Raw genomic sequence first — 13,199 nt, 5'->3', positions numbered from 1 at the left:
ACGGAATAAAAACATCATGACTAAACCTACTGTGGTGATTGCCCTGGGTGGGAACGCCCTACTGCGCCGTGGAGAACCGCTTGAGGCGGATATCCAACGCCGCAACGTCTTGCTCGCCAGCCGCCAAATCGCTGCGCTGAGCAAGGACTGGAACGTGGTACTGGTGCACGGCAACGGCCCACAAGTCGGATTGCTGGCGCTGCAAAACAGCGCTTACCCGCAGGTTGCGCCTTACCCACTTGACGTATTGGGTGCAGAAAGCCAGGGCATGATCGGTTATCTGCTGGTGCAGGAGTTGAAGAACTGTCTGCCGGAACAACAAGTCAGTGCATTGCTCACCCAGGTTGAGGTTGACCCTGACGACAGCGCCTTCGGCAACCCCAGCAAATATATCGGGCCGGTCTACGACCAGGAAACCGCGCTGGCGCTAAGCCTGGATAAAGGTTGGACAATCAAACCGGACGGCAAGTATTTCCGCCGCGTGGTGCCTTCACCCAAACCACTCAACATCATTGAAACCGCCGCGATTAACGCACTGATTGCCCAGGGACATCTGGTTGTCTGCGCCGGCGGCGGCGGCATTCCAGTGCTGCGGCAGGAAGGAAAATTACAGGGGATTGAAGCCGTGATCGACAAAGATCTGTCCGCTGCCTTCCTGGCGGAACAAATCAACGCCGACGCTCTGCTGATCCTGACCGATGCCGACGCCGTATATCTCGACTGGGGCACTCAACAGCAGCGAGCGCTGAGAAAGGTGACGCCGAACGATCTGGCCGACATCAGCTTCGACGCCGGATCTATGGGGCCGAAAGTCTCGGCTGCCAGCCATTTTGTACGCTCTCGCCACGGCATTGCCGGCATTGGCGCACTGCAAGATGCCACCCGCATTCTGACCGGCGAGCAAGGTACATTAATCACTCCAAAACATTGAATATAGAGGGAAATCTTATGAGCATCAACTTACGTCATCGCCATTTTCTGAAACTGCTGGATTTCCGTCCCGATGAGATCCAACACCTGATCGATTTGGCCTTCGCGCTGAAAAAAGCCAAATACGGAAAAGCAGAAAAACAACGCCTGTGCGGTAAAAACATCGCGCTGATTTTCGAAAAAACCTCTACCCGCACCCGCTGCTCATTTGAGGTCGCCGCATTCGATCAGGGTGCCCGGGTCACCTATCTCGGCCCTACCGGTTCCCAGATTGGCATTAAGGAGTCGATGAAAGACACCGCCCGGGTGCTGGGCCGCATGTATGACGGTATCGAATACCGCGGCTTCGGTCAGGCGATTGTTGAAGAGCTGGCGGAGTTTGCCGGGGTCCCGGTATGGAACGGTCTGACCGACGAATTCCACCCGACGCAAATTCTGGCGGATTTGATGACCATGCTGGAGCATAAGCCGGGGAAAAAACTCAATCAAATCTCCTTCGCCTACCTTGGGGATGCGCGCAATAACATGGGTAATTCGTTGATGGTAGGCGCGGCAAAAATGGGTATGGATATCCGCCTGGTCGCACCTAAGGCCTTTTGGCCGGACGAAGCCTTGCTGGCCCGGTGTGCCGACATTGCTGCCGAGACCGGGGCCCATATCACCGTGACCGAACTGGTGGATGAAGGCGTAAAAGGTGTCGACTTCCTCTATACCGACGTTTGGGTCTCTATGGGGGAACCCAAGGAAGCCTGGGCTGAGCGCGTCAAACTGATGCAGCCGTATCAGATCAATGCGGCGGTGCTGAAAGCCACCGGCAACCCACAGGTCAAGTTTATGCACTGCCTGCCTGCCTTCCATAACGAGCAAACCAAAGTAGGTAAAGAGATTGAACTTGCCTACGGTCTGAAAGGGCTGGAAGTCACCGAAGAGGTGTTCGAATCCTCCCACTCCATCGTGTTCGATGAGGCGGAAAACCGCATGCACACCATCAAGGCCGTGATGGTCGCCACCCTCGGCGACTGATTTGTGGCGCGGCGGTTAGCCTGCCGCCGCGTCTCTTCATATCTCTGCATCATTATTTTCCTGCTGCGCTGCGCAGCTGGAGGAGCCCTTATGTCTGAAAAAAAACTGGGACTGATGGCGCTTATTGCGTTGGTCATCGGTTCCATGGTGGGTGGCGGCGTATTCAGCCTGCCGCAAAACTTCGCTTCTGTAGCCTCACCCGGTGCGCTGTTGATCGGCTGGCTCATTACCGCCGTCGGGATGATTTGCCTGGCATTGATTTATCAGAATCTCAGCGCCCGCTGTCCAAAGTTGGAAGGGGGGATTTACAGCTATGCCCGCGCCGGGTTCGGTGACTTTATAGGTTTCCAGTCTGCCTGGGGTTACTGGTTCGCCGCCTGGCTGGGCAACGTCTCTTATTCGGTACTGCTGTTCAGCGCCCTCAGTTTCTTCTTCCCGGTATTCGGCCTGGGCAATAACTGGCAGTCAATCCTGGGTGCCTCCATTGTGCTGTGGCTGGTACATGCGCTGGTGTTGCGCGGCGTGCAAGAGACCGCGATGATCAATACCGTGCTGACGGTAGTCAAGGTACTGGTATTGCTGGTATTTATCGCCGCAGTGGTGATCGCCTTCCGCATCGGCATTTTCACCGCAGACTTCTGGGGCCGTATGATGGTGATCGACGGCAGTCATCCCGCACTGTTTGAACAGGTAAAAGGCACCATGCTAATTACCACCTGGGTGTTTGTCGGCATCGAGGGTGCCACCGTGGTCTCCTCACGGGCAGCCAAACGCACAGATATCGGCAAGGCAACCGTGATTGGGTTACTGGGCTGCCTGGTGATTTATATTCTGGTCAGCGTGCTGTCGATGGGCGTGCTGGATCAAGCCACGCTGAGCGGATTAAAAAATCCATCAACCGCTGGGGTGTTGGAATCCGTGATCGGTATTTGGGGCGCACGCCTGGTTGCCGCCGGGGTCGTTTTATCGGTAACCGGCGCACTGCTAGCCTGGACGCTGTTCGCCTCGGAACTGCCGTTTGTCGCGGCCAAAGACGGCATGTTCCCAAAAATATTCACCAAAACTAATGCCAATGGCTCACCCGCAACGTCGTTGTGGATCACCAATGGTTTGATTCAGCTGTTCCTGCTGCTGACGTTGTTCTGTAGTGCCGGTTATCAGGCACTGTTCTCTATCGCCACCGCCGCTATCCTTCCCCCTTACCTGTTCAGCGCCGCCTATGGTTTGAAACTGGCGATCACCGGAGAAAACTACCGGGCAGAGGAGACGCGCACCCGCGATCTGGCCCTCGGATTAATAGGTACCCTCTACGGTTTTTGGCTGTGTTATGCGGCTGGCAGCCAGATGTTGCTGAGTTCGCTGCTGTTCGTTCCCGGTTTGCTGGTCTTCCTGTGGCACAAGAAAACCCAGCGTGCAGAGCGGCTTTTGAAGGGCTATGAAGCACTAATTGCCACCTTTTTGGTCATTATCGCCTGCATTACCGTTTATATGATTGCGACCGGTCATATCACCCTCGGTTAATCATACTTTATTGCATTGATTTATATAGAGTTATCGCTCTTTTTCAAACCAAGGCAGTATTAAAATGACGAATAAAATAGAAACCTCATGGGCAAAGGAACAACGAAAACTGGCACTGTGCCGCAAACTGGTGGTCAGCCAACGTTATTCATCACAGGAGGAGATCCGTCATCAAATGATGCGCAGCGGCTATCAGGGCATTAGCCAGTCGACCGTATCTCGCCTGTTGAAAATTCTGGGGGTCATGAAGGTGCAGAATGCCAAGGGGAAAAAAGTCTATTCTCTCAATGCGCTGCACCACCCGGCGCCCGATATCAACGAGCCGCTGTCAGCGATGCTGATCGACGTCGAGCATAACGACAAGTTTGTGCTGATCCACATGAATTCCGGCTACGCGAAAGCCATGGCGCGTATTATCGATCTTTGCGCCTGGCCCGCCGTATTGGGCGTGATCGCCAGCAGCAATGTGGTGTGGATAGCGCCACGCGATACACGCGATGTCGCTCAGCTGCATCAGCGCCTGCTGAACCTGCTGGACAGCAATGCCGGTCTTTGATACCCCAAAAAGCCCTGGATCGCTCAGGGCTTTATTCGCCATTGAATATGGCGCTCCGCTTAATAGCCTCTTATAGTCTTTTTTTGTCTATCAAATAGCCGATTAACCTTTGTCAGCCACCGGCAAAGGTTCTACCGTGCATGCTGACGGCGAAACGCCGCGAAAACTAACGATAACAAAGACTTCTCGGCACCGGAGCCCGCGGTGCATTCAGGGGAAATATCAATGAAAGCCAAAGTCCTGCCGCTGTTAATTCTTGCCGCACTGTCCACCGCCACGCTGGCTGCCACGCCACCCAATACATTGGTGGTAGTGCAATCGCTGGACGATATCGTCAGCCTCGATCCGGCGGAAGCCAATGAACTGTCCAGTATCCAGACCGTGCCGAGCCTGTATCAACGGCTGGTACAGGCGGATCGCGACGATCCGGCGAAGGTGGTACCGGTGCTGACAGAAAGCTGGCAGGGCGACGCGGCAGCCAAAACCCTGACCATCAAACTGCGCCCACAGGCGGTATTTGCCTCCGGTAACCCATTGACCGCCGATGACGTGATCTTTTCCTACAGCCGCGCGGTGAAGATGAACAAGTCACCGGCGTTTATCCTCAACGTACTCGGCTGGCAGCCGGATAACATCGATGGACAGCTGAGAAAAATCGACGAACATAGCCTGCAACTGAGCTGGACGGCTGACGTCAGCCCGGCGGTGGCGCTGAATATTCTCTCCACGCCGATCGCCTCGATCGTCGATAGCAAGGCGGTGCAGCCCAACGCCAAAGACGGCGACTACGGCAACGCCTGGTTGAAAATGCACTCCGCCGGCAGCGGACCGTTCAAAATGCGCGTCTACCAGCCGCATCAGGCGATCGTGCTGGATGCCAACCCGACGTCGCCGGGCAGCAAGCCGCTGCTAAAAAGCATCATCATTAAAAGCGTGCCGGACTCTGCCACCCGTCGCCTGTTGATCCAGCAGGGCGACGCTGACGTGGCACGCGAGCTTGGCCCGGACCAAACCGTGGCGCTGAAGGGGCAGCCGGGTGTGAAGGTGATGGAGATCCCATCCGCCGAGCAAAATTATCTGGTGTTCAACACCGGCAATACCGCCAATCCGCTGCTGAAAAACCCGGCCTTCTGGGAAGCGGCGCGCTATCTGATCGACTATCAGGGCATCACCAAAGATCTGCTGAAAGGCCAGTACTTTGTTCACCAGAGCTTCCTGCCGGTCGGCTTGCCGGGGGCGCTGAAAGACAACCCGTTCAGCTTTGATCCGGCCAGGGCCAAAGCTATCCTGGCCAAGGCCGGTATCACCAACGCCGCACTGACGCTGGACGTGGAGAACAAACCGCCGTTTATCACCATCGCTCAGGCGCTGCAGGCCAGCTTTGCCGAGGGCGGCGTGAAGCTGGAACTGTTGCCGGCCGCCGGCAGCCAGGTCTATTCGCGGGTGCGCGCCCGCCAGCATCAGGCCGCGATCCGTCTGTGGATCCCGGACTACTTTGACGCCCACTCCAACGCCAGTGCCTTTGCCTATAACGACGGCAAGACCAGCACCGTAGCGGGCCTCAATGGCTGGCAGATCCCGCAGTTAAGCCAACAAACATTGGCAGCGGTGGCCGAAGCCGATCCGGCCAAGCGCACCGCGCTGTATACCGCTATGCAGCAGGAGCTGCAGCGCAGTTCGCCGTATGTGTTTATCGATCAGGCCAAAACCGAAGTGGTGCTGCGCGATAACGTCAAAGGCTACCAGCAGGGTCTGAATGCCGACATGGTCTACTACGATCGCGTCAGCAAGTAAGCGTTGTCCAGCGCAGGGTTACTCCACCGCCCTGCGCCAGGCGGCGGCAAAACGCCCGGCCTTATGCCAGGTTTCCTCCGGCGTTTGGCCTGCACGATACAGATCGGACCCCAACCCTGCGCCCGTGCAACCGGCGGCAAGGTAGTCCGCCAGGTTCTCCGGGGTGATGCCGCCCACCGCGTAAAGTTGGGTGGTTTTCGGCAGCACACTCACCAGTGCCCGGATGTAGCCCACACCCAGCGCACCCGCCGGGAAGATTTTCACGATATCCGCGCCCGCCGCCAGCGCCGCAAACACCTCGCTCGGCGTCATCGCCCCCACGCAGCTAATCAATCCCGCGGCTTTGGCTCGGCGGATCAACAACGGATCGGTATTGGGTGTCACCATCAGCGGCGCACCACTGGCGATCAGCGCCTCCAGCTTTTCGTCGTCGATCACCGTCCCGGCACCAATATGCGCTCGCGCACCGTAGTGCTGTTGCAACAACTGCACGCTTTGCTGCCAGTCGGGCGAGTTGGTGGGCACTTCGATCATTTCAAACCCGGCCTCGAGCAGGCCACTGGCATGCTCCAGGACCTCGGCGGGTGTAATACCACGCAGAATAGCCACCAGCGGTAATTTATAAGGCTGCATAAATCCTCCCGAATCCGTTCAACATGGCGACCTGCGCCTCGATAACCACTGCTTTTTTCCCGGCGATATGACACGCGGCCAGATAATGCGTCACCAGCGGGGCATCCCCCACCAGCGCCAGCCTCTCGCTTTGCGGCCAGCACCGCACCAGTTGTGCCAGTTCTTCACCAATCAACACGCCGGATAACCAGGACGCCACACTGGCCGCCGCTAAATAACCCAGCACCCGTCGCGAGCGGGCGTAGAACAGGCGATTCAACAGGCTATCTTCCCCTCGCAGCGACGCCTGTACGCCATCGGCAAACGCCTGTGGGTCGTTCTCGCCCTCCGCCAAACCTTTGCCCAACAGGCTATGTTGCAGCAACAACTGATACAGCTCACCGGTGATGGCGGTAGAGAAATCTTCTATCAGCACGCCATCGGCCTGAATACTGGGTTTGACCCACTTGCTGTGCGTGCCGGGGAACAGATAAATATCAGCCTGCTGGCAGGCCAGCGCTCCCAGCAGTTGCACCTCTTCACCGCGCATCACGTTGGCACCCTCCTCCTCCCACTGTGCCAGCCCCGGACGTAACCACACCGGGCTGCACAGCGAGGACGGCACGGCAATGCACCCGGCGGCAATCGCTTCCACCGGCAGTGGCAACCTTTGATAGCCGCTGTCCAGCCAGCCGCTGTCACTGCCGACCATGCCGGCCATCAGTACCGGAATTTGCCGCGCTTCGATCCACGCCCGCCACGGTGCCAGCAGCGCCATCAATACGGCATCGTGGCTGCCCGGTTCGACAAACTTTATCCCTTGCGCCGTCTGCTGTTGCGCGACACACGCCCCGTTCTCTATGCGCCAGGTACGCAGGTGGCTGGAGCCCCAGTCAATGGCAATATAATTTGCGGTCATGCTGTTCTCCTGCGCTTAAGCGTTACGGCCAACGGCGGCGCTTTTACCCAACGGCACCTTGACCGCCGGACGGTTTTCCCGCTCGCGGGTAATCATCTCCAGCGCCTGCTCGCGGCTCATTTTGTTGGCCGGTGTCACCAGCGTCACCACTACCGCGCCAATCAGGCTGAACATCACCGAAGGGAAGCAAGGGTTGCCCCAAAACGCCAGCCAATCGCTGTTCATCAGCACTGCCATTGAGGTTGCTGCCCCGCCGATCAGCGCCGCCAATGCCCCCTGCCAGTTAAAGCGGGTCCAGAAACGGCCCAGAATTGAGCAAATAAACAGGCCGGACATGATCATTGAGATCATTTTGGTGATGTAGCTGATGATGTCGTTGGAGGTCAGGGCAAACACCAGCGCCAGCGCAATCACCAGCACCAGGAAGATCCGCGACAGGCGAATCGCCTTGTCTTCCGCCGGCATATGGCCGGTAAACAAGGTGTAGAGATCACGCAGGATGATCGACACCCCGGCGATGGCATCTGAGCTGCCCGAGGACATGTTCGCCGACATCCCGGCCACCAGGATCACCATGGCCACCACGTGCGGCAGTACCTGGGTGCCGAACAAGAAAGCGAAACCGCTGTTTTCCAGATTGGGGTTCATGGTCCAGACCGCCATACCGATGATGGCCGGCAGGAAGGAGAAAAACAGGTAAAGAATGCCGGTAATGGTGAATGACTGACGCACTGACGAGACGGTTTTCGCCGAGTAAATCCGCTGGCGATAAGAAGGGGTGGCCAGTACGCCGACGGCGATCACCAAGGCCAGTGAGAACGCCGGTAACATGCCCAGTTTGTCGATGGCAAACAGGCTTTGCGCCGCGGGATCTACCGCGTGCTGAATGTTAGCCCAACCACCGACATGCTGTACCGCCAACACCGCCATCAAAATAAAGCCGAGGAACAGCACAATAGATTGCACCGTATCGATCCAAACCACCGCAGAATATCCGCCAATACCCACATAAACCACAAAGGCCAGGGCAATAATTACTTTAGCCACGTTAATATCAATACCGCTGGCCCAGGCCAGATATAATCCGCCCCCCAGAATATGGGCACCCAACCAGCCAATAGAGGCAATAAATATCAGCAGCGCGACGACGTTTTTAATTATTTTACTGCCGCCGGTATAATATGATATTTCTTCACTCATGGTCATAAAGCGCATTTTTCTGACCGGGGCAAATAGCCAGGCGACCAGCAATATGCCCGTCGCCCCGCCAATGCCATACAGCATACCGGCCCAGCCGTTGGCATAACCAAAGCCTACCGCACCGACGCTGGAGCCGGTGCCAACCATGGTGCCGACCGTCGAGCCGAGCGTCAGAAACATCGGCAGGGATCGGCCGCCAAGCAGAAAGTCATCGCCGTTTTTTTGGTGGCGCGAAACATACCAGCCAAGTGCAATCATGGCGAGGGCATAAATAGCGAACCAGATAAGGAAAGATAAATTATTCATATCTCACATCCTGTCAGTGTTGGGTAGCAGTAAAATAAGAAAATAAAAATAGCGTTATCTCGCCTGAAATAAATCAGGCGTTTTATTATTAAGGGTGGTTTAACCACCCCGTTACGTTTTATATTTTAGAAAGGGACTATCGGGTAATGCGTGCTGCGTTATAACAGGTAATATCAACTTCAACTTTGCAATCCACCACCAAATCGGCAACCGCGCAAATACGCGCCGGTGGATGAGCGGCGAAAAATTCACGGAACACTTTATTGAAGGACTGGAAATAACGGGCATCGGTCAGAATGACCTTTACGTGTACCACGTCCTCCAGGCCATATCCCGCTTCCAGCATAATATCCAGGCAGTTTTGGATCGCCAGGCGGGACTGATCAATAATACCGCCCTCCACCACTTCACCGTCTTTCATCGGCGTCTGGCCGGAGATATACAGCCAGCCACCCGCTTCTACCGCTCTGGAAAAGGGCAGATGTTGCCCACCAGTGCCGGTGCCACCATCAATACCGTATCTTTTGATCGTCATGCCTTGCTCCTGTCGATTTATTTGCCCTGGCGGCACAAAAACCGCCCGGCGCGCAGGCCAGTAACGGCCTGATGTTCATAACTCAGTACGCCGTTCACCCACACCGCGTCAATCCCGGCGGCGGGTTGTTGTGGCTGGCTGAAGGTTGCGCTGTCTTTCACTTTCAACGCATCGAACAACACCAGATCGGCGTAGTAACCCGTTTTGATCAGCCCACGCTGCGGCAGTTGATAACGCGCCGCGGACATGCCGCTCATTTTGTGCACCGCCACGGTCAGGGGGAAAAGGCCTTCATCGCGGCTATAATGACCCAGTACGCGCGGGAAGGCGCCCCACAGGCGCGGATGCGGCATCGGATCGTTCGGCAAGCCATCCGACCCGACCATGGTCAGCGGATAACTCAGCACCCGGCGTACATCCTGCTCATCCATGTTGTAGTAAATCGCGCCCGCCGGCATCAGCTGCTTGCCGGCCTCATGCAGGCTCATCGACCAGGTTCCGGCGATGTCCCGCAATGACTGCCCCGCCATCTCCGGGTGCGTTTCGGACCAGGTGATGACGATGTCGAATTCATCGGTGATCTGTTTTAAATCCAGCGTCGACGAGCTGGCGGAATAGGGATAGCAGTCACAGGACACATCCTGCGTCTGGCGCACCTTGTCGAACAGTTTTAGCGTTTCCTGGGTGCGGCCCCAGTTTTTGGCCCCGGCACATTTATGGTGTGAAATCACCACCGGCACCCGGCCATGACGGCCAATGCGGAAGGCCTCATCCATCGCCTCGAGTATAGGTTCAAACTCCGAGCGCAGGTGAGTGGTGTAAATACCCTGCTCGCCCGCCAACTCTTCCGCCAGGGCCATCACCTCCTCGGTGGGGGCCGAAAACGCCGTGGCGTAGGCCAGACCGGTGCTCAACCCCAACGCGCCCTGTTGCAATGCCGTGCGCAATTGCTCGCGCATGGCGACGATCTCCCCGGCATTGGCCGGGCGGAACAGGTCATCCATCTGATTGCTGCGCAAGGTGGTATGCCCGATCAGCGTCGCGACATTCACCCCAGGCGTCACGGCTTCCACCTGCTGACGGTAGGCCGCAATAGTCGGGTAAACGAAATGTTCTTTCTCACCCAGCAGGTTCATCGGATCCGGCACCTGGGTTCTGATCACCGCACCGGCCGCGCTGATGCCGCAGTTGCCGACAATCACCGTCGTCACACCCTGGGAAATCTTCGGCAGCATTTCAGGCATGCGGATCACGTTGGTATCATCATGGGTATGCACGTCGATAAACCCCGGAGACAACACCCGCTCCCGGCCATCGATCACCACCTCGGCGTCGGCTTCTATGGCAGGCGCAATCGCCGCGATCCGATCGTCTTTGACCGCAACATCCGCCCGGTACTGCGGCCCGCCGCTGCCGTCGATCACCGTGACATTTTTAAACAGATACTGATACCGCATGAATCATCATCCTTCCGTTATTGTCTGTGGGATACCGGCTCAATCACCCAACGGCTGCCGATCGGCCCCTCCGCGATGGCTGTCCAGCGCCAGCTTGATGCGACGCAACCGGTCCCTGGACTGGCGTTTATTCGCCATGGCCAATGCCGTCGCCAGCACGTCCACCATCGCCAGCATGGCGTAGCGCGAGGTGCTGGGTTTGTAGATGTAGTCATTTTCCCGCACCACCAGCGCCAGCAGTACGTCAGCCTGTGCCGCCAGCGGCGTTCCGGCGGGGGTAATCGCCACCACTTTGGCCCCGTACTGGCGGGCAATGGCGGCACTTTCCACCACTTCCTGCGTGTAGCCACCCAGTGACAGCGCCACCACCACATCCTGTTTGCTCACCGCCGCCGCCATCATGCGGACCAATAGACCGTCACTTTGCGCGATCACCGGCAGCCCGAGCCGGAACAAACGATGCTGCACTTCTGCCGCGCAAATAGTCGAGCCGCCGCCCATGCCAATCGCCAAAATTTGCCGCGCATCGCTGAGCCACCCTACCGCTTTGCCCAACGCCGCTTCATCGATGGTCCGCCGGTTAATGTTCAGGACATTGATGATGGTTTCATAAATCCCCTGGATCCCTTCCAGGTCCGGCTCTTCATGAATAAACCTTTGCCCCACCGCCAACGACTGCGCCAGCTTGACCTTGAGATCACGCACGTCCCGGCAGCCCAGCGTTTTGGCAAACCGCGTGATCGAAGCCTGGCTAACGTTAGCCTGCCGGGCCAGTTCGGCGATCGGCAGCGCAGTTACCGCGTCGGCATCGTCCAAAATAAATTGCGCGATACGTTTTTCGGCGCTGCTCAGCTCGATAAAACGCTCTGTAATGCGCGAGATAATGTCGATTTCAACACCCATCGCCTCACCTCATAGTGGTTAAATTTTGTCATTTACAATGCAAGAAAACAGTGGAAGACTACACAAAAAACAGTTCTAAAAATGATACTTTGTACCCAACTCACGATAATAAATATTTAAAAACCAGTTAAATCAATAATTTTAATAACGATACTCATTTTGAAAAAGATAGAACCCTTAAAGGATAATGTTATGAAATACCAAAAAGATTTCTCCGTTACCCACAAAGCCGCCGTGATGCACAATCACCCTGATGCGCCGGCAAACCTGCTCAATGAGGATGTCTGCCTGCCGGCCGCCGCCATTAAATCCAGCAGCCTGAAAAACAATATTGCCTGGATGCAAAACTATGCCGATATGCGCGGTGTCTCTTTGGCCCCACACGGTAAAACCACCATGACGCCGTGGATCTTCCAGCGACAGGTCGCGCAAGGGGCCTGGGCGATTGGCGTCGGTTCCGCCTGGCAGGCAAAAGTGGCCATGGAAGCCGGTGTGCCTCGGGTACTGATGGCGAACCAACTGGTCGGCAAGGCCAATATGCAACTGATCGCCGAACTCAAAGCGCAGCACCCCAATAGCGGTTTCTTTTGCTGTATCGACAGCCTGAGCAATGCGCAAACCCTCGCGGCGTTTTTCAGCCAGCGCGGGCAAACTCTGGATGTGTTGTTGGAGTTGGGGGTACCCGGTGGGCGCTGTGGCTGCCGCAGCGTGGCGCAGGCGGAACAACTGGCACAGGAAATAGCCGCGCTGCCGGGGTTACGTCTGCAGGGTATCGAACTGTATGAAGGCGTGATGCACGGCGATGACGCCCAGAGCAAAATCGAACAATTCTTGCGTGACGCCGCCGGTCTGCTGCGTACGCTGCACCAGCAAGGCTTGTTGAACGCCGGGGAGGCGATCCTGACCGGTGCCGGTTCTTCCTGGTATGACGTGGTGTGTAACGTCTGGCGTGAAGAAGCGCTGCCGGCAAACTGTCGGGTGGTGATCCGCCCCGGCTGCTACATCACCCACGATCAGGGCATTTACCAGGACGCGCAAAATGCCGTGCTGGCCCGCGACCGCTACGCCTGCGATCTGGCGGGAGAATTAACCTCGGCATTGGAACTGGTGGCGCTGGTGCAGTCGGTGCCCGAACCGGGCCGGGTTATCGTCAACTTTGGCAAGCGGGATGCGGCCTTCGACGCCGGTCTGCCACAGCCAATCGCCCATTACCGCAACGGGGTTCGCCAGGAAAGCGACACCCAGCACCTGATTACCCATGGCATAATGGATCAGCACGCCATGCTGAGCTGCCCGGCTGAATTCCCGCTGCAGGTTGGTGATATTCTGGTGTTCGCCACCTCGCACCCGTGCCTGACCTTTGATAAATGGAAAACGCTGTTTTTGATTGATGATGATTACAACGTTATCGAAACCATAGAGACGTTTTTCTGATGACAGAAA

12 protein-coding genes are annotated in these 13,199 nt (G+C 56.8%); 6 read left to right on the top strand and 6 right to left on the bottom strand.

Annotation, left to right across the window (positions count from 1 at the left end):
* Positions 1-13 precede the first annotated feature (13 nt).
* From NHG65_RS02325 to NHG65_RS02305, 5 genes are all read left to right on the top strand, one after another.
* A complete protein-coding gene (locus NHG65_RS02325) occupies positions 14-931 on the top strand; it encodes a carbamate kinase (RefSeq protein WP_499183455.1) in 918 nt (305 codons plus the stop codon).
* Between the two features lie 17 nt (positions 932-948).
* Positions 949-1,953: an ornithine carbamoyltransferase gene (gene argF, locus NHG65_RS02320; protein WP_499182895.1), complete on the top strand. Its 1,005-nt coding sequence runs from the start codon at positions 949-951 to the stop codon at positions 1,951-1,953.
* Between the two features lie 90 nt (positions 1,954-2,043).
* Complete coding sequence (gene arcD, locus NHG65_RS02315) at positions 2,044-3,474, top strand: arginine-ornithine antiporter (RefSeq protein WP_499182894.1); 1,431 nt, start codon at positions 2,044-2,046, stop codon at positions 3,472-3,474.
* Between the two features lie 64 nt (positions 3,475-3,538).
* On the top strand, positions 3,539-4,030 hold the full coding sequence (locus NHG65_RS02310; RefSeq protein ID WP_499182893.1) for an arginine repressor: 492 nt from the start codon (positions 3,539-3,541) through the stop codon (positions 4,028-4,030).
* A 225-nt stretch (positions 4,031-4,255) separates the two neighbouring features.
* Entirely contained in the window at positions 4,256-5,824 is a 1,569-nt protein-coding gene (locus NHG65_RS02305) for an ABC transporter substrate-binding protein (protein WP_499182892.1), read from the top strand.
* An 18-nt stretch (positions 5,825-5,842) separates the two neighbouring features.
* Here NHG65_RS02305 and NHG65_RS02300 read toward each other — a convergent pair whose 3' ends face one another.
* The 6 genes from NHG65_RS02300 to NHG65_RS02275 form a co-directional block, all read right to left on the bottom strand.
* On the bottom strand, positions 5,843-6,457 hold the full coding sequence (locus NHG65_RS02300) for a 2-dehydro-3-deoxy-6-phosphogalactonate aldolase (protein WP_099065054.1): 615 nt from the start codon (positions 6,455-6,457) through the stop codon (positions 5,843-5,845).
* Entirely contained in the window at positions 6,444-7,355 is a 912-nt protein-coding gene (locus NHG65_RS02295) for a 2-dehydro-3-deoxygalactonokinase (protein ID WP_099065055.1), read from the bottom strand. Before NHG65_RS02295 ends, NHG65_RS02300 begins: the two co-directional genes overlap by 14 nt.
* Positions 7,356-7,370: 15 nt before the next feature.
* A complete protein-coding gene (locus tag NHG65_RS02290) occupies positions 7,371-8,861 on the bottom strand; it encodes a sodium:solute symporter family protein (RefSeq protein WP_219015304.1) in 1,491 nt (496 codons plus the stop codon).
* A gap of 136 nt (positions 8,862-8,997) precedes the next feature.
* Positions 8,998-9,396 carry a RidA family protein gene (locus tag NHG65_RS02285; protein WP_219015303.1) on the bottom strand — a complete coding sequence of 133 codons (399 nt, stop codon included), beginning with the start codon at positions 9,394-9,396 and terminating at the stop codon, positions 8,998-9,000.
* Positions 9,397-9,413: 17 nt separating this feature from the next.
* Complete coding sequence (locus NHG65_RS02280; RefSeq protein ID WP_207978054.1) at positions 9,414-10,853, bottom strand: N-acyl-D-amino-acid deacylase family protein; 1,440 nt, start codon at positions 10,851-10,853, stop codon at positions 9,414-9,416.
* A 39-nt stretch (positions 10,854-10,892) separates the two neighbouring features.
* Positions 10,893-11,756 carry a MurR/RpiR family transcriptional regulator gene (locus NHG65_RS02275; protein ID WP_099065059.1) on the bottom strand — a complete coding sequence of 288 codons (864 nt, stop codon included), beginning with the start codon at positions 11,754-11,756 and terminating at the stop codon, positions 10,893-10,895.
* Between the two features lie 192 nt (positions 11,757-11,948).
* Between NHG65_RS02275 and NHG65_RS02270 the strand changes: the two genes are divergently transcribed.
* Positions 11,949-13,190, top strand: coding sequence for an amino acid deaminase (locus NHG65_RS02270; protein ID WP_261427684.1), 1,242 nt, complete (start codon positions 11,949-11,951; stop codon positions 13,188-13,190).
* Positions 13,191-13,199: the final 9 nt, after the last annotated feature.

Source organism: Serratia myotis (assembly GCF_027474885.1).
Taxonomy (GTDB): Bacteria; Pseudomonadota; Gammaproteobacteria; order Enterobacterales; family Enterobacteriaceae; genus Serratia; species Serratia proteamaculans.
Note: the sequence above shows the minus strand (reverse complement) of the source record. Positions and strands in the feature narration are given on the sequence as shown.

Bases quoted from the DNA above. Each gene is read 5' to 3' on its own strand.
- NHG65_RS02295 (WP_099065055.1), bottom strand. From the start codon at position 7,355: ATGACCGCAAATTATATTGCCATTGACTGGGGCTCCAGCCACCTGCGT.
- NHG65_RS02280 (WP_207978054.1), bottom strand. From the start codon at position 10,853: ATGCGGTATCAGTATCTGTTTAAAAATGTCACGGTGATCGACGGCAGC.
- NHG65_RS02275 (WP_099065059.1), bottom strand. From the start codon at position 11,756: ATGGGTGTTGAAATCGACATTATCTCGCGCATTACAGAGCGTTTTATC.
- NHG65_RS02290 (WP_219015304.1), bottom strand. From the start codon at position 8,861: ATGAATAATTTATCTTTCCTTATCTGGTTCGCTATTTATGCCCTCGCC.
- argF (WP_499182895.1), top strand. From the start codon at position 949: ATGAGCATCAACTTACGTCATCGCCATTTTCTGAAACTGCTGGATTTC.
- arcD (WP_499182894.1), top strand. From the start codon at position 2,044: ATGTCTGAAAAAAAACTGGGACTGATGGCGCTTATTGCGTTGGTCATC.
- NHG65_RS02310 (WP_499182893.1), top strand. From the start codon at position 3,539: ATGACGAATAAAATAGAAACCTCATGGGCAAAGGAACAACGAAAACTG.
- NHG65_RS02285 (WP_219015303.1), bottom strand. From the start codon at position 9,396: ATGACGATCAAAAGATACGGTATTGATGGTGGCACCGGCACTGGTGGG.
- NHG65_RS02270 (WP_261427684.1), top strand. From the start codon at position 11,949: ATGAAATACCAAAAAGATTTCTCCGTTACCCACAAAGCCGCCGTGATG.
- NHG65_RS02305 (WP_499182892.1), top strand. From the start codon at position 4,256: ATGAAAGCCAAAGTCCTGCCGCTGTTAATTCTTGCCGCACTGTCCACC.
- NHG65_RS02300 (WP_099065054.1), bottom strand. From the start codon at position 6,457: ATGCAGCCTTATAAATTACCGCTGGTGGCTATTCTGCGTGGTATTACA.